The organism is Streptococcus oralis subsp. oralis (genome assembly GCF_002096595.1).
GTDB lineage: Bacteria > Bacillota > Bacilli > Lactobacillales > Streptococcaceae > Streptococcus > Streptococcus oralis_D.
In genome coordinates, this window is sequence record NZ_NCUR01000010.1 from 877,313 (window position 1) to 895,432 (window position 18,120).

Sequence of the window (18,120 nt, forward strand, 5' to 3'; positions counted from 1 at the left end):
ATAATATTCGTGGATTTTTCCTAGTGAAGCGTTTAGGTAACCGCCATAGCGATTACCTATTATTAGATTACGACACTGAGTTTTACGACGTAAAGTTTTACGAATCGATAATATTCGTAAAACTTTACTAGTGGAGCGCCTAGCCAAGTTCCATAGAAACTTGGCGTTAGTTACTTAGATTGTTACACAATCAAGTAACTTTGGCGATTTACATCTTTTCCTCCAACTCTACGTCTGGATACTTGTCTGCAAACCAGCGAAGGGCAAAGTCATTTTCAAAGAGGAAGACTGGTTGGTCAAAACGGTCTTTGGCCAAGATATTGCGGCTTGAGGACATCCGTTCATCCAAGTCCTCGGGCTTGATCCAACGAACGGTCTTTTTACCCATCGGGCTCATGACTACTTCCGCATTGTATTCGCCTTCCATGCGGTGCTTAAAGACTTCAAACTGGAGTTGTCCGACAGCACCCAGCATATACTCGCCTGTTTGGTAATTCTTGTAAAGCTGAATGGCTCCCTCTTGCACCAATTGTTCAATCCCCTTGTGGAAGGATTTTTGTTTCATAACGTTCTTAGCAGAAACTTTCATGAAAATCTCAGGTGTAAAGGTTGGAAGGGGTTCAAATTCAAACTTGTTTTTTCCAACCGTCAAGGTGTCTCCAACCTGATAAGTACCGGTATCGTAAACCCCGATGATATCACCTGCTACGGCATTAGTGACATTTTCACGACTTTCTGCCATAAATTGGGTGACATTAGAAAGCTTGGCAGTCTTACCAGTACGAGGCAGATTGACACTCATTCCACGCTCAAATTCACCTGATACGATGCGAACAAAGGCGATACGGTCACGGTGACGAGGGTCCATGTTGGCTTGGATTTTAAAGACAAATCCTGAGAAATCCTTGTCATAAGGATCCACAATTTCGCCATCTGTTTTCTTGTGACCATGTGGTTCTGGAGCAAACTTAAGGAAGGTCTCAAGGAAGGTCTGCACCCCAAAGTTAGTGAGGGCTGAACCAAAGAAGACCGGAGTCAGTTCTCCTGCAAGAATAGCTTCTTCTGAAAATTCATTTCCTGCTTCTTGCAACAGTTCGATATCGTCCTTAACCTGAGCGTAGAAAGGATTGCTTCCAAAGAGCTTATCCCCTTCTTCCAGACTGGCAAAACGCTCATCTCCTTTATAGAGTTCCAAGCGTTGGTTATAGAGGTCATACAAGCCTTCGAAGGCTTTCCCCATCCCGATTGGCCAGTTCATTGGATAACTCGCAATACCAAGGACTTCTTCTAGTTCTTGCAAGAGGTCCAGTGGCTCACGACCGTCACGGTCCAGCTTGTTCATAAAGGTAAAGACTGGAATGCCACGGTGCTTCACAACCTCAAACAATTTCTTGGTTTGGGCCTCGATACCCTTGGCAGAGTCCACGACCATGACCGCAGCATCCACCGCCATCAAGGTACGATAAGTATCTTCTGAGAAGTCCTCGTGCCCTGGTGTGTCGAGGATATTCACGCGCTTGCCATCATAGTCAAACTGCATAACAGATGACGTGACCGAAATCCCACGTTGTTTCTCAATATCCATCCAGTCAGACTTGGCAAAAGTCCCTGTTTTCTTCCCTTTTACCGTACCAGCCTCACGAATCTCGCCCCCAAAGTAGAGCAACTGCTCAGTGATGGTTGTTTTCCCGGCGTCCGGGTGAGAGATAATGGCAAAGGTACGGCGTTTCTTGATTTCTTCTTGAATAGTCATAAGTTCTCTTTCTTTGATTCTCTATTTTTAGTTGTTTCAGTAGCTAAGAATAATGTTTACATTGGATTTTACTATTCCTTTCAACTCTCCATTATATCGGATTTTGGGGAGTTTTTCAATTGCTCATCCGATGAAAAGGCAAGCTAGAGCACAGATTGTGTCTGATTTCTCTTTTTCCACCGTTTCTTGAACAAGATATCAAAGAGAACCAGAGCCAGTGAGAGGATGACGGACACAAGAAGGTATTTTAACCACAAGGGCGCATCCGGAATAAAAGGTGTCTTGTTTAACAAACCATAATTTCCACCCGTCACCTGATTAACCCCAACTAGAAAGAGATTGAGGATAAAGGTATAGGCTACAATCATATATTTCTTGAGCAAAGTCTTGTCATAGTGATTCATCAAATAAACCAAGGAATTCACTAGAAGGGCATAGTGCCCAATCAAAAATGAAAAGCTGGTGATATGGGGAAAATCATAGGGGTCAAAAACGGGGTAAACCAGCGCAAAGACCGCTCCACTTGCTCCTAAGAGGGCAAAATACTGCTTACTCCGCCATTTATCTGGCAAGAAAACCACCGCAAACATAGCCAAACGGCAATGGTAAAATGGAAGGCTATTAGAAAATGGAATTCCAAAGCCAACATACCAGCTATATAGAGCTAGTAACTGGAGGATCTGAATCCCCTTAAACAAGCGGACAAATTTCGGATTATTGTGATAAGCAAGTGCTCCATAAATACAAAGCACTAAAGTAAGCATCATAATCCCATACCAAAAGAGGGAAATGGGAGGAGGAACCGTCTGAGATCTGGTGATAAATTGATGGAACATATTTCTATCCTAACTCTTATTTTTTCTATTCTCTAGTTTAACCATTATAGCGAATTAAAAGCGATTTTTCAATTTCTATTTCTTTTCAGTTTGGCTCCCTTATTTATAGGAAAATATGGTAAAATAGAACAGACTAAAAATCATCATTTCACGAAAGGATGCAAGATGAAAATTACGCAAGAAGAGGTAACACACGTTGCCAATCTTTCAAAATTAAGATTCTCTGAAGAAGAAACTGCTGCCTTTGCGACAACCTTGTCTAAGATTGTTGATATGGTTGAATTGTTAGGCGAAGTCGACACAACTGGTGTCGCACCTACTACGACCATGGCAGATCGCAAGACCGTACTCCGCCCGGATGTAGCTGAAGAAGGAACAGACCGTAACCGCCTGTTTAAAAACGTACCTGAAAAAGAAAACTACTATATCAAGGTACCAGCTATCCTAGATGATGGAGGAGATGCCTAATGACTTTTAATCATAAAACCATTGAAGAGTTACACAATCTCCTTGTCTCTAAGGAGATTTCAGCAACTGAATTGACCCAAGCAACGCTTGAAGATATTAAATCTCGAGAAACAGCTATCAACGCTTTTGTCACAATTGCTGAAGAGCAAGCCCTTGCTCAAGCCAAAGCCATTGACCAAGCAGGAATTGATGCGGATAATATCTTTTCAGGAATTCCGTTAGCTGTTAAGGATAATATCTCTACAGATGGTATCCTGACAACTGCAGCCTCAAAAATGCTCTACAACTACGAGCCTATCTTTGATGCGACAGCCGTTGCTAATGCCAAAGCTAAGGGTATGATTGTTATCGGAAAAACCAACATGGATGAGTTTGCCATGGGTGGTTCAGGTGAGACTTCTCACTACGGTGCGACTAAAAATGCTTGGGACCACAGCAAGGTTCCTGGTGGATCATCAAGTGGTTCTGCTGCAGCTGTAGCTTCAGGACAAGTTCGCTTGTCACTTGGTTCAGATACTGGTGGTTCCATCCGTCAACCTGCTGCCTTCAACGGGATTGTTGGTCTCAAACCAACCTACGGAACGGTTTCTCGTTTCGGTCTCATTGCCTTTGGTAGCTCACTAGACCAAATCGGGCCTTTTGCACCAACTGTTAAAGAAAATGCCCTCTTGCTCAATGCGATTGCTAGCGAAGATACTAAAGACTCTACTTCTGCTCCTGTCCGCATCGCTGACTTTACTTCAAAAATCGGCCAAGACATCAAGGGCATGAAAATTGCTTTGCCTAAGGAATACCTTGGTGAAGGGATTGACCCAGAGGTTAAGGAAACAATCTTGAACGCGGCCAAACACTTTGAAAAACTTGGTGCCATCGTCGAAGAAGTTAGCCTTCCTCATTCTAAATACGGTGTTGCCGTTTACTACATTATCGCTTCATCTGAAGCTTCCTCAAACTTGCAACGTTTTGACGGTATCCGTTACGGCTACCGCGCAGAGGATGCGACGAATCTTGATGAAATCTATGTAAACAGCCGTAGCCAAGGTTTCGGTGAAGAAGTAAAACGCCGTATCATGCTAGGTACTTTCAGCCTTTCATCAGGTTACTATGATGCCTACTATAAGAAAGCTGGTCAGGTCCGTACCCTCATCATCCAAGATTTCGAAAAAGTCTTTGCGGATTACGACTTGATTTTGGGACCAACTGCTCCAAGCGTTGCCTATGATTTGGACTCACTCAACCATGACCCAGTTGCCATGTACTTGGCTGACCTTTTGACCATCCCAGTCAACTTAGCAGGTCTCCCAGGAATTTCAATTCCTGCTGGATTCTCTCAAGGTCTACCAGTCGGTCTCCAATTGATCGGTCCTAAGTACTCTGAGGAAACCATTTACCAAGTTGCTGCTGCTTTTGAAGCAACAACAGACTACCACAAACAACAACCCGTGATTTTTGGAGGTGACAACTAATGAACTTTGAAACAGTCATTGGACTTGAAGTCCACGTAGAGCTCAACACCAATTCAAAAATCTTCTCACCTACTTCTGCCCACTTTGGAAATGACCAAAATGCCAACACTAACGTGATTGACTGGTCCTTCCCAGGAGTACTTCCAGTTCTCAATAAAGGTGTTGTCGATGCTGGTATCAAGGCCGCTCTTGCCCTCAACATGGACATCCACAAAAAGATGCACTTTGACCGCAAGAACTACTTCTACCCTGATAATCCAAAAGCCTACCAAATTTCTCAGTTTGATGAGCCAATCGGCTACAACGGCTGGATTGAAGTGGAGCTAGAAGACGGTACGACCAAGAAAATCGGTATCGAGCGCGCTCACTTGGAAGAAGATGCTGGTAAAAACACCCACGGTACAGATGGCTACTCTTATGTTGACCTCAATCGCCAAGGGGTGCCATTGATTGAGATTGTTTCTGAAGCCGACATGCGTTCCCCAGAAGAAGCCTATGCTTATCTAACTGCCCTCAAGGAAGTTATCCAGTACGCTGGCATTTCTGACGTTAAGATGGAAGAAGGTTCGATGCGTGTGGATGCTAACATTTCGCTTCGCCCTTATGGCCAAGAAAAATTCGGTACCAAGACTGAGTTGAAAAACCTCAACTCCTTCTCAAACGTTCGTAAAGGTCTTGAATACGAAGTTCAACGCCAAGCTGAAATCCTTCGCTCAGGTGGTCAAATTCGCCAAGAAACACGCCGTTACGATGAAGCCAACAAGGCAACCATCCTCATGCGTGTCAAGGAAGGCGCTGCTGACTACCGCTACTTCCCAGAACCAGACCTACCACTCTTTGAAATCTCAGACGAGTGGATTGAGGAAATGCGCACAGAATTGCCAGAGTTTCCAAAAGAACGCCGTGCGCGCTACGTATCTGACCTTGGCTTGTCAGACTACGATGCTAGCCAGTTGACTGCAAACAAAGTCACTTCTGACTTCTTTGAAAAAGCTGTTGCCCTCGGTGGCGATGCCAAACAAGTCTCAAACTGGCTCCAAGGGGAAGTTGCTCAATTCTTGAACGCAGAAGGTAAGACACTGGAACAAATCGAATTGACACCAGAAAACTTGGTTGAAATGATTGCCATCATCGAAGACGGCACGATCTCATCTAAGATTGCCAAAAAAGTCTTTGTCCACCTAGCTAAAAATGGCGGTGGCGCGCGTGAATACGTGGAAAAAGCAGGCTTGGTGCAAATCTCTGATCCAGCTATCTTGATTCCAATTATCCACCAAGTCTTTGCCGATAACGAAGTTGCCGTTGCCGACTTCAAGTCAGGTAAACGCAACGCAGACAAGGCCTTCACAGGATTCCTTATGAAGGCAACCAAAGGACAAGCCAACCCACAAGTTGCCCTTAAACTGCTTGCGCAGGAATTGGCCAAGTTGAAAGAAAGTGAGTAATTTACTCTTTAAACACTTTTTTCTACTTTTAAGACGAGAATGAGACAAGGAGAATAAATGAACAAATTTTTACGATTGCTATTTGTCTTAGTCATCATCGCTATGTTAGGCGCTTCTATACTACAAATTTTCTTTCCATCGTACATGGGAAGCCACTCCGGGTACGGAATATCTGCTGGTTGGCAACGAGAAATTGGGATATGGAATTTAGCTGTATTGATTATTATTCTCGCTATCAATATTAAATACGATTGGTTCTATCTACGAATCGCACTTCTTGCTCTCATTATTGGCGGAATTGGAATAGGAACAAATCACTTACTCAATTATATGGAGTATCACTCTCCTGTAAATGCTATCGGTGCTTTTGAAAATTACTTGCTAGCAATAGGGTGGATTGTGGGATGGCTCATCGAGCGCCATTCCATAAAGAAGCTAAATGCTAGTAAATAACGCCTAGTATATCTTAGATGATTTTTAAAGGTTATTAATAGTTTAATAATCATTCGAATTCAGAATTCTACCTTTTCAATCATATAGTTAGGAGACACATGAAAAAGTTTTATGCTCTTTTAATGACCTGTTTATTACTTGTTTTTCTATCCGTGCCTCAAATCGTTGATGCGGGTGTCGGACATTCCAGAAGTGGAGGGAGCAGCCGCAGTAGCTCCAGAAGTAGCAGCCGCTCAAGTGGAGGTGGAAGTCGTTCTGGTGGCTCATCCTACCACTACTACCGCTCTGGATATGGATCATCCTCTGACAGTTCTGCTAGCTCTCCCTATCTAGGATTTATGTTCATATTAGTCGGAGGAATCATACTAGTTGTTATCGTTAAATCCTTGCAGAATAAGTCTGGAGATTCGAGTTCAACCTACACTAGTAATGATTATCAAACGCTCCATCGTCGAGTTGAACATAACACACTGGCCATTAGTCGTGTGAAATACGGGGATCCAAACTTTGACGCGGAAGCCTTCACATCTTGGGTTAAGGAAGTCTACCTTAAATTGCAGGTTGCCTGGACTGAGAAAAATTGGAACTCTGTCCGCGCTTTGGAAAGTACCAGTCTCTACTCTCAACATAGCACCCAACTCGAAGACCATATTCGAGCTAAAACAACCAATGTTTTAGAGAAAGTTTGTATCGAAAATGTTCGCATCAAGGAGTTCATTGAAAATCCTGACGGAAACGATACCTTAGTGGTGATCCTGTCATCTACCTTGCGGGACTATGTCATTGACGATGAGACTCGCCGTGTCCTTGAAGGAGACCCTAAAAAAGATCTCTTCACCGTGTATCAATTAAACTTTATCCGTCAGCACGGTAGTCAAACGCAAGCAGTCAATCCAGACCAAGTTGTGAGCGACCACTGTCCAAACTGTGGCGCCCCATTGAAAATCTCTGCAGTTAGCGAGTGCGACTACTGTGGTGCCAATCTCTCTCGCAGTCCAAACCAATGGGTACTCGATACCTATGATGTTGTGGATGAAGACGAGCTTTATAATTAGGAGGAATTATGGGATTTATACGTGCAGCCTTATCAGCAGGCTTAAATAGTTTTAATGATAGTAAATTCAAGGAAGCCATTGTCCTTCCAGATAGTGTCTCTGGCGACGCCTTGGCCGTCAAGGGACAATTACTCACAAAAGACCCAGATGGACGTTCTCGTCACAGCAATCAAAATACAGGCCTCTTGTCAGATGGCAGTGTGGTTATCGTTCCTCAAGGCTATACCGCTGTTTTGGTAAACAACGGTACCTTCCTTGGTGAAGTTCTCGAAGCTGGTAGCCACGAATGGCAAGCTGGTGATAATGCCTGGCTCCTTGAAAAAGGTGGTTTAAAAGGCACTTGGGAAAACTTTAAAAACCGTTTCTCTTTTGGTGGACAAGTCATCACCCAACAGGAAATCATTTTTATCCGCATGCAACCCATCGCGGGCAATAAATTCGGCACACAAAATGCGGTCGAATATTTCAGTGAACGTTACCAACAACTGCTCAACATTCGTTTCTATGGCTTGTTTGATGTAAAAATAGCAGATCCAGTTCTCTTCTACGTGAGCTCTGTTAGCCGTCAAATTACTGACGGACAGCCATTTACTCTCCAAGATGTAGCTCAAGGAACGCTCCGTCAAAATATCGCACCAAAAATTGCGATTGCCATTGCCAAGTATACCAACGAAAACAAGGTTGACATCTATAGCCTAAATGCCAACCAAGACACCTTTAACGAACTCGCTAAACAAGAGGTCAACAAGGTTTGGACAGGCCTCTACGGGATTGAAGCAACCAATATCTTGCTTGAAGACCTCAGCTACGACCAAGAAAGTCTTGATATCGTTCGCAAGCTTGATAGTGAGCTCGTGGCAATGAAGTACAACACGATTGAAATCGAAGAACGCCGTGCTCGTAACGAAGCGCTCATTGCTGCAGCTGCTAACGAAGGAAATGGCAATGGGATGAACATGTTTATGGGTATGAATCTTGGCCAAACTCTCGGTGGTCAACTAAGCCAACAAGTCCAAAATCAAGCACCGGCTCAAAACACTGGGCAAACTGCCAGCAAGAATTTTTACATCGAAGTCGATGGAAAATACGTCCTCGTTACCAAAGACGAAGATGGAAATATCGTACCAGTCAACTAATTAAGCTCCTTTTGACATTTGAGTAATGTTGTATTTTATGGTACAATAAAGAGTAAATTATTTTATTAAAGAGGTAAAAACATGATTGAAGCAAGTAAATTAAAGGCTGGTATGACCTTTGAAACAGCTGACGGAAAATTGATCCGCGTTTTGGAAGCTAGCCACCACAAACCAGGTAAAGGAAACACCATCATGCGTATGAAATTGCGCGATGTCCGTACTGGTTCTACATTTGACACAAGCTACCGTCCAGAGGAAAAATTTGAACAAGCTATCATCGAGACTGTCCCAGCTCAATACTTGTACAAAATGGATGACACTGCTTACTTCATGAATACAGAAACTTACGACCAATACGAAATCCCTGTAGTCAACGTTGAAAACGAATTACTTTACATCCTTGAAAACTCAGATGTGAAGATCCAATTCTACGGAACTGAAGTAATCGGTGTCACAGTTCCTACTACTGTTGAATTGGCAGTTGCAGAAACTCAACCATCTATCAAAGGTGCTACTGTTACAGGTTCTGGTAAACCAGCAACGATGGAAACTGGACTTGTCGTAAACGTTCCAGACTTCATCGAAGCAGGACAAAAACTCGTCATCAACACTGCAGAAGGAACTTACGTTTCTCGTGCCTAATCTCTAGAAAGAGGTCATTCTATGGGAATTGAAGAACAACTTGGCGAAATCGTTATCGCCCCACGTGTACTTGAAAAAATCATTGCTATTGCTACTGCAAAAGTAGAGGGTGTTCACTCTTTTTCAAATAAATCAGTGTCTGATACCCTTTCGAAACTTTCACTCGGCCGTGGCGTTTATCTAAAAAACGTGGACGAAGAACTCACAGCTGATATCTACCTCTACCTAGAGTACGGAGTAAAAGTTCCTAAGGTAGCTGTTGCTATCCAGAAAGCTGTCAAAGATGCTGTCCGCAACATGGCTGATGTAGAACTAACTGCTATCAATATTCACGTTGCAGGTATCGTTCCAGATAAAACACCAAAACCAGAATTGAAAGATCTATTTGACGAGGACTTCCTCAATGACTAGTCCACTATTAGAATCTAGACGCCAACTCCGTAAATGCGCTTTTCAAGCTCTCATGAGCCTTGAATACGGTACGGATGTCGAAACTGCTTGTCGTTTCGCCTATACTCATGATCGTGAAGATACGGATGTGCAACTTCCAGCCTTTTTGACAGAGCTAGTTTCTGGTGTTCAGGCTAAAAAGGAAGAACTAGACAAGCAAATTACACAGCATTTAAAAGCAGGTTGGACCATCGAGCGTTTAACGCTCGTGGAGAGAAACCTCCTTCGCTTGGGAGTCTTTGAAATCACTTCATTTGACACCCCTCAGTTGGTTGCTGTTAATGAAGCTATTGAGCTTGCAAAGGACTTCTCAGATCAAAAATCTGCCCGTTTTATCAATGGACTGCTTAGCCAGTTTGTAACAGAAGAACAGTAAAAAGAAAAAGTGTTTGACAGCTATCAAACACTTTTTTCTTTGCCTACCACTATCTAAAAAAATGATAATAGACATAATTATAAACAAAAATCCAGATGGGTTTTGCATAAATGAGAAAGTTGAAAAAACTATGGCACAGGATGGTGATTTTTAGGTTCTTTGTCCAACGGTAGACAAGGGCATAGAAGAAACCACCTAAACTATAAATAATCAAACTGATAGGATCTCGATGAGTTAGGATCAAATGACTAAGTCCAAAGATGAGAGCAGATAGGATAACATCCAGATAGTACTTGGACTGGGGGAAAAAGGTATTCATAAAATACCCTCTATGAATCAGTTCCTCTAATATAGGTGCGACGACTACTGTTAAACTAAAACTGAGAACAGTTGATAGAAAAGTTGGTTGCCCATTGGAGTATAGAATCGAAAGAAGATCTTGAAAGATATACTTGTTATCAATTAGGTGATGAAACTGTAACTGAAAAGCATCCACCAATTGACGATCAAAATAAGTAGCCACTAGACCAACTACAAGGTAAAAGAATCTTGACTTCTTTGAATCCTTTTTTTCAAAAATATAGACCATCTCTTTCTTTTTGAGCCAGTAGATAAATAATAGCAAAAGAGCTATTACTTCAACTGTTAAAAAGATAGAATAGCCATCTATCCCCCATCCTAAAAACTTAGTTAGATGCATAATCCCTAACTCTGGTAGATAAACCGATAGAAATACCAGTGATGTATAGACTCCCAAATGCCCTAGTTTTTTCATACTTACCCCTTTAAATTATTAGACTATTAAGGTATAATTCCGTTACCATAACCAGTCATTCTATTACGTATTGTACTCGAATCAGTTGCAATGCTGTATGCATAAGGCCAACTCCAATAATAATCATCAACCAACCAAATCATGCCACCACCTGAAACTTGCTCTAAGTCCTCAGATGAAAGAACTGTAAATGTATCTGTACCTGTCCTATCAAGTAGCTCCTTAAAATAAATTATTGTAAGCTTACATCCACAGTATACATCTTTTTTGTCTATTTTATAGCCTATCTCCTCAACTGTCAATTTTTCACCCTAAATGGTAGCTTTACTCATTGAGAAATAAGAAATTGATAAAAGAGATTTCTCTATCTTCCCATTAAATTAGAAAAAAGTGTTTGACAGCTATCAAACACTTTTTCTTTGCCTCCTACTATCTAAAAATCAAATAATAAATATAAAATAAAATCGACGGAGCATAGGGAATAACATTATAGAAACTATGACAAACAATGGTAAATCGAAGACTACCTGTAACTCGATAAGCGATTGCAAATAGAAGACCGAGAATACTATACATTAGGAGACTGATGGGGTCACGATGGGATAGAACCAAGTGACTGAGCCCAAAGATGAACGAAGACAAGATCACATCCAAATAAAACTCCGACTTCGGAAAGAAGGTATTCATAAAATAACCTCTATAGATTGTCTCCTCAACAACAGGTACAATCGAAATGTTAAAGATTAAAAATATAAGACTTGATAGAGTCGTTTCTCGTCCATTTAAGTAAAGTTCCGAAAGAAGGTCTTGGAAAATAAAGCTATGGTCAATCAATCGAATGTTCTGCATTCTAAATCCATTTAAAAAAGAATAGATAAGGAAACAAGCCACCAAGAAAGCGAGATAAGACCAGCGCCAACCCTTTTTCTCGAAGATAAAGAGCATCTTCTTCTTTTTCAACCACAAAACGAATAAAAAGAAAATAAGTAACACTTCTCCAACTAGGAAGATTATATAGCTGTCCATTCCTAAACCAAAGGTCCTAGCTAGAGTTATAGCTCCTAATGGCGTTAAATAAATGTACAGGAACATTAAAACCATACAGATTCCTAAATGTATTGTCTTTTTCATTCTTTCTCTCCTAATGGTAAACTCTCTATTAGGGCAATATAGAGGATATACTATTTATTGTTTTTCTTATTTATCTAGAGTATTCATGTTTATCCATGCTCTATTATCAAAATAGCTAGAACAAAATGTTCTAGCTTTTAAATTTTCTTAGTATTTTCTAAAGCGTTGGTAACGTTCTTCGATAAGTTGGTCGAGTGGTAGTTCTTGCAACCTATTTAGTTCTGCATGCAATTCATTTTTAACGCAACCTAGCAGTTCTTTACTTGACAGCCCTGCTTCTGAGATTACCTTGTCTACGATTCCCATTTCTAGGAGTTCATGTGAAGTGATTTTCATCAACTCCGCCGCTTCCATAGCACGACTTCCATCCTTCCAAAGGATAGAGGCAAATCCTTCCGGGCTAAGTACTGCGTAGATTGAGTTTTCTAACATCCAGACACGATTAGCTACGGCTAGAGCTAGAGCCCCACCAGATCCACCTTCACCGATAATAATCGCGATGATTGGAACCTTGAGGTCACTCATTTCCATCAGGTTTCGGGCAATTGCTTCACCTTGTCCACGTTCCTCGGCTCCAACACCTGGGTAAGCACCCGCCGTATTGATAAAAGTCACAACTGGTCGGCCAAACTTTTCTGCCTGTTTCATCAGGCGCAAGGCCTTACGATAGCCTTCTGGATGAGGTTGCCCAAAATTCCGTTTGAGGTTATCATGAAGACTTTTTCCCTTTTGGATACCAACGACAGTTACTGCTTGGTCACCTAACCAACCAATTCCACCGATGATCGCACCATCATCACGGAAAGAGCGATCTCCATGCAATTCGATAAACTCGTCAAAGATTCCATTGGCAAAATCAAGTGCGGTCAAGCGACTCTGCTCGCGTGCCTCTCTGACTATTTTTGCAATATTCATCCGCGACTTCCTCCATGCAATCTTACTAATTTAGCAATTGTTTCAGGCAATTCTCTCCGTTTAACAATTGCATCAACAAATCCATGTTCAAGTAGAAATTCTGCCTTTTGGAAGTCATCCGGCAAGGTCTCACGAACTGTATTTTCGATAACACGACGTCCAGCAAACCCAACCAAACTCTGTGGCTCCGCTAGGATAATATCACCTTCCATAGCAAAAGAAGCAGTCACCCCACCTGTTGTCGGATCGGTTAAGATAGTTAGGTAAAAAAGTCCTGCCTTGGAATGACGTTGAACTGCCGCAGAAATTTTAGCCATCTGCATCAAACTCATGATTCCTTCTTGCATACGGGCTCCACCAGAAGCTGTGAAGAGAACGACTGACAAGTTTTCTACCGTTGCATACTCAAACAAGCGCGTGATTTTTTCACCCACAACGGTTCCCATAGAAGCCATGATAAAATTTGAATCCATGATCCCAAGGGCAACTTTTTGTCCCTTGATACTAGCTGTACCAGTCAGTACTGCTTCATCCAAACCTGTCTTTTCACGCATAGTAGCCAATTTTTTCTGGTAGCCAGGAAAGTTTAATGGATCTTGAGTTTCAATACCCGTAAACATCTCCACAAAGCTGTCAGAATCAATCGTCAAATCCAAGCGTTCCTGAGCTGAAATACGGAAAGTATAGCTACAATGGGGACAAATTCGTTCGCTCCCAAGGTCCTTTTGATAAATGGTGTGTTTACAACCAGGACACTGGGAGAAGAGTTCATCCGGAACCTCAGGCTTGGCTTGTGGTTTCTGCCTTACGGAACGGTTAGGATTGATCCGAATATACTTATCCTTTTTACTAAATAGAGCCATAACTCCCCCTTTTAGTTCTCATACTGTTTGAAAGTCTATTCTTTTTCTTGGTATTTTGGCAAGAAAGTTTCCATCAAGAAGGAAGTATCGTAGTCACCAGCGATAACTCGGCGGTCTGAAATCAGATCCAACTGGAAGTCTGCATTGGTTTGCACTCCTTCAATATCAAGTTCATAAAGTGCCCGTTGCATCTTCATAAGAGCATCAAAACGATTCTCCCCATGAACAATGATTTTAGCAATCATACTATCATAGTAAGGGGGAATGGTATAACCTGGATAAACTGCTGAGTCCACGCGCAAGCCAACTCCACCACTTGGTAGATAGAGATTGGTAATTTTCCCTGGGCTTGGTGCAAAGTTAAATGCTGGATTTTCTGCATTGATCCGGCACTCGATAGCATGACCTCGTAAGACAATATCTTTTTGTTTGAAAGGTAAAGGTTGCCCGGCAGCAATGCGAATCTGCTCTTTCACGATATCAACACCTGAAACAAACTCTGTGACTGGGTGTTCAACTTGCACACGAGTATTCATTTCCATGAAGTAGAAATTGCCACTGGCTTCATCGAGAAGAAATTCAATCGTCCCTGCATTTTCATAGCCAACAGACTCTGCTGCACGAACCGCTGCAGCACCAATTTCATTACGAAGGGTTTTGCCAATCGCAATGGACGGGCTTTCTTCTAAGACCTTTTGGTTATTCCGTTGGAGCGAACAGTCCCGTTCACCAAGATGGACAACATGACCCTCTTGGTCCGCAAGAATCTGAACTTCGATATGACGAGCTGGATAAATCACACGCTCAAGATACATAGCGCCATTTCCAAAATTGGCCTTAGCTTCACTGGATGCTGTTTCAAAGGCTGCGACCAAGTCTTCTGCCTTTTCAACCTTACGAATCCCTTTTCCACCACCACCTGCCGATGCCTTAAGCATGACTGGATAGCCAATTTTTTCTGCAACTGCAAGTGCCTCTTCAGCCGTGTGAACTTCACCATCAGACCCTGGGATAACTGGAACCCCAGCCTTGATCATTTGCTCACGCGCATTGATCTTATCTCCCATGGTATCCATTACAGCCCCAGAAGGGCCGATAAACTTAATCCCCACTTCATCACACATCGTGGCAAACTTGGAGTTTTCGCTAAGAAAACCAAAACCTGGGTGGATGGCTTCTGCTTCTGTCAAGACTGCAGCAGACAAAATCGCATTGATATTGAGATAAGATTCTGTCGCCTTACCAGGTCCGATACAGATAGCTTCATCCGCTAGGAGTGTATGAAGAGCTTCCTTATCAGCAGTTGAATAAACTGCTACGGTTGCAATGCCCAATTCACGCGCAGCTCGAATAATGCGAACCGCAATCTCACCACGGTTGGCAATCAAAATTTTACGAAACATGGAGAACCTCCTTAGTTTCCAATTGCAAAGGTAAGAGTACCACTCGCTGCAAGCTTACCATCTACTTCAGCCTTTGCTTCAACCACAGCAATCGTACCACGACGTTTAACAAAAGTAGCCGTCATGACTAATTGGTCACCTGGTACAACTTGCTTCTTGAACTTAACCTTGTCCATGCCAGCGTAGAAGACCAGTTTCCCTTTATTTTCAGGTTTGGACAATTCCAAGACACCAGCAGTCTGAGCCAAGGCTTCCATGATAAGAACACCTGGCATAACTGGGTATTGAGGAAAATGACCATTGAAGAAAGGTTCGTTGATGGTCACATTTTTAATGGCAACAATGGTATCCTCGCTCACTTCCAAGACACGATCCACTAGGAGCATGGGGTAGCGATGGGGTAGAGCTTCTTTGATTCCTTGAATATCGATCATTTGATACGTACCAATCCTTTACCGAACTCAACCATTTCTTCATTTGAAACGAGAATTTCTGTCACCACACCATCCTTAGGTGCAGGAATTTCATTCATAACTTTCATGGCTTCGATAATCACCAAAGTCTGACCTTTTTTAACACTGTCTCCAACTGTGACAAAGGCAGGTTTATCTGGTCCAGCGGCCAAGTAAGCCACCCCTACAAGTGGGCTTTCAACAACATCACCCTCTGGAGCAACAGTCGTTTCAGCTGGTGCTGGAGCTTCTTCCACTGCACTCTCTACTGGAGTTGAGGGGGCCGAAACTGCTGGACTAGCAACCACTGCAGTTGGCGCTGGAACAACTTGAGTTGGTACTTCAGAAGCCATTCTTGCTTCATTCTTACTAAACTGCAATTCGTCCGTTCCGTTTTTATAAGAAAATTCTCTCAAACTTGATTGGTCAAATTGAGCCATCAAGTCCTTGATCTCATTTAAATTCATAATTATTTATTCTCCCAACGTTTGAAAGCAAGAACCGCATTGTGTCCACCAAAACCAAAAGTGTTTGAAATAGCATAAGGGATTTCTTGCTCCAAGCCTTGTCCATAAACGACATTCGCTTCGATATAGTCTGATAACTCACTTGTTCCAGCTGTCATTGGTACATAGTTATGACGCATGGCTTCGATGGTAGCGATGGCTTCTACTGCCCCTGCGGCACCAAGCAAGTGTCCTGTAAAGGACTTGGTTGAAGATACAGGTACTTCTTTACCAAGGACAGCTACGATCGCTCCACTTTCTCCTTTTTCATTAGCAGGAGTTGAAGTTCCGTGGGCGTTGACGTAAGCCACTTGCTCTGGAGAAATTTCTGCTTCTTCCAAAGCCAACTTCATAGCCTTAATCGCACCTTGACCCTCTGGATGAGGTGAAGTCATATGGTAAGCATCACAGGTATTACCGTAGCCAACTACTTCAGCCAAGATAGTTGCACCACGTTTTTCAGCATGTTCAAGGCTTTCAAGAACCAACATCCCTGAACCTTCTCCCATCACAAAACCATTACGGTCTTTGTCAAATGGAATAGAAGCACGAGTTGGATCTTCCGTAGTTGATAGGGCGGTCAACGCTTGGAAACCAGCGATGGCAAAAGGAGTGATAGATGATTCTGATCCACCAACTAACATGACATCTTGGAAACCAAACTTGATAGAGCGGAAGGCATCCCCAATGGCATCGTTTGATGAGGCACAGGCTGTATTGATTGATTTACAGATACCGTTTGCTCCGAAGCGCATAGCAACATTTCCTGAAGCCATATTTGGCAAGGCTTTTGGAAGTGTCATTGGTTTAACGCGTTTTGGACCTTTTTCATGAAGACGGATAACCTGATCTTCGATTTCTTTGATACCTCCGATACCGGAAGCAACGATGACACCAAAACGATCTTTATCGATTGTTTCTACATCAAGGTTGGCATGTGTCACTGCTTCTTGAGCCGCATACAAGGCATACAAAGAATAGTTGTCAAAACGGTTAGTATCTTTTTTGACAAAGTATTTATCAAATGGGAAATCTTGAACTTCTGCCGCATTGTGCACAGCAAATTCGCTGTGGTCAAACTTAGTGATTTCTCCAATTCCAATCTTCCCAGTTTGCAAACTGTTCCAAAATTCTTCTGGAGTATTTCCGATAGGAGAGGTCAATCCGTAACCTGTTACTACAACTCGATTTAGTTTCATCTGTCTTACCTATATCTTTCCTTATTTTTTACATGCTAAGTCCGCCATCAACAGCGAGAACTTGTCCAGTCAAATAATCCTGTCCAGCCAGGAACACTGTAGCATCTGCGATATGTTCTGCTTGACCAAAATGTTTCATTGGGATTTGGGCCAATGTCGCTTCCTTGACCTTATCAGACAAAACAGCAGTCATATCTGACTCGATCATTCCTGGTGCAAGAGCATTTACGCGTACGTTGCGATTGGCAACTTCACGTGCAACTGACTTGGTAAAACCAATCAAACCTGCTTTAGAAGCTGCATAGTTGGCTTGTCCGATATTTCCCATCAAACCAACCACACTCGACATGTTGATGATCGCACCTTCACGTGCCTTGATCATCTGTTTCAATACTGCTTGCGTCATGTTGAAAGCACCTGTCAAGTTGATCTTAATCACTTTTTCAAAGTCTTCTTCGGTCATCTTGAGCATAAGCGTATCTTGAGTGATCCCAGCATTGTTGACCAAGACATCGACAGAACCGAGTTCTGCAATCGCTTGATCTACCATACGCTTGGCATCTGCAAAGTCTGAAACATCACCTGAAATCGGTACTACTTTGACGCCGTAGTTTGAAAACTCAGCCAGCAATTCTTCTGAGATTGCTCCGCGACTATTCAAAACTACATTAGCGCCTAGTTGGGCAAATTTGTGAGCAATGGCAAGTCCGATACCACGACTTGAACCTGTTACAAAGACATTTTTATTTGTAAGTTGCATTCTATCTCTCCTGTTTCCTGTTGTATTTTGTGGGAG

General features: G+C 42.5%; 21 protein-coding genes. 9 read left to right on the top strand and 12 right to left on the bottom strand.

Going from position 1 to position 18,120, the window contains the following annotated elements:
* Nucleotides 1–208: 208 nt before the first annotated feature.
* Nucleotides 209–1,753: a peptide chain release factor 3 gene (locus B7714_RS08680; protein WP_000155105.1), complete on the bottom strand. Its 1,545-nt coding sequence runs from the start codon at nt 1,751–1,753 to the stop codon at nt 209–211.
* A gap of 143 nt (nt 1,754–1,896) precedes the next feature.
* The gene (locus B7714_RS08685; protein WP_084860250.1) at nt 1,897–2,589 is read right to left on the bottom strand and encodes a YwaF family protein; all 693 of its coding nucleotides are present in this window, start codon (nt 2,587–2,589) and stop codon (nt 1,897–1,899) included.
* Between the two features lie 165 nt (nt 2,590–2,754).
* Here B7714_RS08685 and gatC point away from each other — a divergent pair, with 165 nt between their 5' ends.
* From gatC to nusB, 9 genes are all read left to right on the top strand, one after another.
* Entirely contained in the window at nt 2,755–3,057 is a 303-nt protein-coding gene (gene gatC, locus B7714_RS08690; RefSeq protein ID WP_084860251.1) for an Asp-tRNA(Asn)/Glu-tRNA(Gln) amidotransferase subunit GatC, read from the top strand.
* A complete protein-coding gene (gene gatA / locus B7714_RS08695) occupies nt 3,057–4,523 on the top strand; it encodes an Asp-tRNA(Asn)/Glu-tRNA(Gln) amidotransferase subunit GatA (RefSeq protein WP_084860252.1) in 1,467 nt (488 codons plus the stop codon). Before gatC ends, gatA begins: the two co-directional genes overlap by 1 nt.
* A complete protein-coding gene (gatB, locus tag B7714_RS08700) occupies nt 4,523–5,968 on the top strand; it encodes an Asp-tRNA(Asn)/Glu-tRNA(Gln) amidotransferase subunit GatB (RefSeq protein WP_084860253.1) in 1,446 nt (481 codons plus the stop codon). The genes gatA and gatB overlap by 1 nt, the downstream gene beginning before the upstream one ends.
* A 57-nt stretch (nt 5,969–6,025) precedes the next feature.
* Nucleotides 6,026–6,421 (top strand): hypothetical protein, encoded by a 396-nt coding sequence (locus B7714_RS08705; protein WP_001031998.1) that lies wholly within the window; start codon nt 6,026–6,028, stop codon nt 6,419–6,421.
* A gap of 98 nt (nt 6,422–6,519) precedes the next feature.
* Nucleotides 6,520–7,476 (top strand): zinc-ribbon domain-containing transport protein, encoded by a 957-nt coding sequence (locus B7714_RS08710; RefSeq protein ID WP_000715069.1) that lies wholly within the window; start codon nt 6,520–6,522, stop codon nt 7,474–7,476.
* Nucleotides 7,477–7,484: 8 nt separating this feature from the next.
* A complete protein-coding gene (locus tag B7714_RS08715; RefSeq protein ID WP_000505821.1) occupies nt 7,485–8,612 on the top strand; it encodes an SPFH domain-containing protein in 1,128 nt (375 codons plus the stop codon).
* A gap of 81 nt (nt 8,613–8,693) precedes the next feature.
* Complete coding sequence (gene efp / locus B7714_RS08720; RefSeq protein WP_050219114.1) at nt 8,694–9,254, top strand: elongation factor P; 561 nt, start codon at nt 8,694–8,696, stop codon at nt 9,252–9,254.
* Between the two features lie 21 nt (nt 9,255–9,275).
* Nucleotides 9,276–9,665, top strand: a complete 390-nt coding sequence (locus tag B7714_RS08725) for an Asp23/Gls24 family envelope stress response protein (RefSeq protein ID WP_000510585.1) — start codon at nt 9,276–9,278, stop codon at nt 9,663–9,665.
* Nucleotides 9,658–10,080, top strand: a complete 423-nt coding sequence (gene nusB / locus B7714_RS08730; RefSeq protein ID WP_084860254.1) for a transcription antitermination factor NusB — start codon at nt 9,658–9,660, stop codon at nt 10,078–10,080. The genes B7714_RS08725 and nusB overlap by 8 nt, the downstream gene beginning before the upstream one ends.
* 49 nt (nt 10,081–10,129) lie before the next feature.
* Here nusB and B7714_RS08735 read toward each other — a convergent pair whose 3' ends face one another.
* The 10 genes from B7714_RS08735 to fabG form a co-directional block, all read right to left on the bottom strand.
* Nucleotides 10,130–10,855 (bottom strand): CPBP family intramembrane glutamic endopeptidase, encoded by a 726-nt coding sequence (locus B7714_RS08735; RefSeq protein WP_084860255.1) that lies wholly within the window; start codon nt 10,853–10,855, stop codon nt 10,130–10,132.
* Between the two features lie 26 nt (nt 10,856–10,881).
* Nucleotides 10,882–11,088, bottom strand: a complete 207-nt coding sequence (locus tag B7714_RS08740) for a hypothetical protein (RefSeq protein ID WP_084860390.1) — start codon at nt 11,086–11,088, stop codon at nt 10,882–10,884.
* 196 nt (nt 11,089–11,284) lie between these two features.
* Nucleotides 11,285–11,986, bottom strand: coding sequence for a CPBP family intramembrane glutamic endopeptidase (locus B7714_RS08745; RefSeq protein WP_084860256.1), 702 nt, complete (start codon nt 11,984–11,986; stop codon nt 11,285–11,287).
* 147 nt (nt 11,987–12,133) lie between these two features.
* Nucleotides 12,134–12,901: an acetyl-CoA carboxylase carboxyl transferase subunit alpha gene (locus tag B7714_RS08750; protein ID WP_042902822.1), complete on the bottom strand. Its 768-nt coding sequence runs from the start codon at nt 12,899–12,901 to the stop codon at nt 12,134–12,136.
* Entirely contained in the window at nt 12,898–13,764 is an 867-nt protein-coding gene (gene accD, locus B7714_RS08755; RefSeq protein ID WP_001173375.1) for an acetyl-CoA carboxylase, carboxyltransferase subunit beta, read from the bottom strand. Before accD ends, B7714_RS08750 begins: the two co-directional genes overlap by 4 nt.
* Before the next feature lie 35 nt (nt 13,765–13,799).
* Nucleotides 13,800–15,167 carry an acetyl-CoA carboxylase biotin carboxylase subunit gene (gene accC, locus B7714_RS08760; RefSeq protein WP_042902823.1) on the bottom strand — a complete coding sequence of 456 codons (1,368 nt, stop codon included), beginning with the start codon at nt 15,165–15,167 and terminating at the stop codon, nt 13,800–13,802.
* A gap of 11 nt (nt 15,168–15,178) precedes the next feature.
* Nucleotides 15,179–15,601, bottom strand: coding sequence for a 3-hydroxyacyl-ACP dehydratase FabZ (gene fabZ, locus B7714_RS08765; RefSeq protein ID WP_000565515.1), 423 nt, complete (start codon nt 15,599–15,601; stop codon nt 15,179–15,181).
* Nucleotides 15,598–16,086 carry an acetyl-CoA carboxylase biotin carboxyl carrier protein gene (gene accB, locus B7714_RS08770; RefSeq protein ID WP_042902824.1) on the bottom strand — a complete coding sequence of 163 codons (489 nt, stop codon included), beginning with the start codon at nt 16,084–16,086 and terminating at the stop codon, nt 15,598–15,600. Before accB ends, fabZ begins: the two co-directional genes overlap by 4 nt.
* A gap of 2 nt (nt 16,087–16,088) precedes the next feature.
* Complete coding sequence (gene fabF, locus B7714_RS08775; protein ID WP_084860257.1) at nt 16,089–17,324, bottom strand: beta-ketoacyl-ACP synthase II; 1,236 nt, start codon at nt 17,322–17,324, stop codon at nt 16,089–16,091.
* A gap of 28 nt (nt 17,325–17,352) precedes the next feature.
* A complete protein-coding gene (gene fabG / locus B7714_RS08780) occupies nt 17,353–18,084 on the bottom strand; it encodes a 3-oxoacyl-[acyl-carrier-protein] reductase (RefSeq protein WP_001177612.1) in 732 nt (243 codons plus the stop codon).
* Between the last annotated feature and the right edge of the window lie 36 nt (nt 18,085–18,120).

What these genes read in the sequence shown, in the direction of transcription:
- B7714_RS08680 (WP_000155105.1), bottom strand. Translation starts at nt 1,753, where the DNA reads ATGACTATTCAAGAAGAAATCAAGAAACGCCGTACCTTTGCCATTATC.
- B7714_RS08685 (WP_084860250.1), bottom strand. Translation starts at nt 2,589, where the DNA reads ATGTTCCATCAATTTATCACCAGATCTCAGACGGTTCCTCCTCCCATT.
- gatC (WP_084860251.1), top strand. Translation starts at nt 2,755, where the DNA reads ATGAAAATTACGCAAGAAGAGGTAACACACGTTGCCAATCTTTCAAAA.
- gatA (WP_084860252.1), top strand. Translation starts at nt 3,057, where the DNA reads ATGACTTTTAATCATAAAACCATTGAAGAGTTACACAATCTCCTTGTC.
- gatB (WP_084860253.1), top strand. Translation starts at nt 4,523, where the DNA reads ATGAACTTTGAAACAGTCATTGGACTTGAAGTCCACGTAGAGCTCAAC.
- B7714_RS08705 (WP_001031998.1), top strand. Translation starts at nt 6,026, where the DNA reads ATGAACAAATTTTTACGATTGCTATTTGTCTTAGTCATCATCGCTATG.
- B7714_RS08710 (WP_000715069.1), top strand. Translation starts at nt 6,520, where the DNA reads ATGAAAAAGTTTTATGCTCTTTTAATGACCTGTTTATTACTTGTTTTT.
- B7714_RS08715 (WP_000505821.1), top strand. Translation starts at nt 7,485, where the DNA reads ATGGGATTTATACGTGCAGCCTTATCAGCAGGCTTAAATAGTTTTAAT.
- efp (WP_050219114.1), top strand. Translation starts at nt 8,694, where the DNA reads ATGATTGAAGCAAGTAAATTAAAGGCTGGTATGACCTTTGAAACAGCT.
- B7714_RS08725 (WP_000510585.1), top strand. Translation starts at nt 9,276, where the DNA reads ATGGGAATTGAAGAACAACTTGGCGAAATCGTTATCGCCCCACGTGTA.
- nusB (WP_084860254.1), top strand. Translation starts at nt 9,658, where the DNA reads ATGACTAGTCCACTATTAGAATCTAGACGCCAACTCCGTAAATGCGCT.
- B7714_RS08735 (WP_084860255.1), bottom strand. Translation starts at nt 10,855, where the DNA reads ATGAAAAAACTAGGGCATTTGGGAGTCTATACATCACTGGTATTTCTA.
- B7714_RS08745 (WP_084860256.1), bottom strand. Translation starts at nt 11,986, where the DNA reads ATGAAAAAGACAATACATTTAGGAATCTGTATGGTTTTAATGTTCCTG.
- B7714_RS08750 (WP_042902822.1), bottom strand. Translation starts at nt 12,901, where the DNA reads ATGAATATTGCAAAAATAGTCAGAGAGGCACGCGAGCAGAGTCGCTTG.
- accD (WP_001173375.1), bottom strand. Translation starts at nt 13,764, where the DNA reads ATGGCTCTATTTAGTAAAAAGGATAAGTATATTCGGATCAATCCTAAC.
- accC (WP_042902823.1), bottom strand. Translation starts at nt 15,167, where the DNA reads ATGTTTCGTAAAATTTTGATTGCCAACCGTGGTGAGATTGCGGTTCGC.
- fabZ (WP_000565515.1), bottom strand. Translation starts at nt 15,601, where the DNA reads ATGATCGATATTCAAGGAATCAAAGAAGCTCTACCCCATCGCTACCCC.
- accB (WP_042902824.1), bottom strand. Translation starts at nt 16,086, where the DNA reads ATGAATTTAAATGAGATCAAGGACTTGATGGCTCAATTTGACCAATCA.
- fabF (WP_084860257.1), bottom strand. Translation starts at nt 17,324, where the DNA reads ATGAAACTAAATCGAGTTGTAGTAACAGGTTACGGATTGACCTCTCCT.
- fabG (WP_001177612.1), bottom strand. Translation starts at nt 18,084, where the DNA reads ATGCAACTTACAAATAAAAATGTCTTTGTAACAGGTTCAAGTCGTGGT.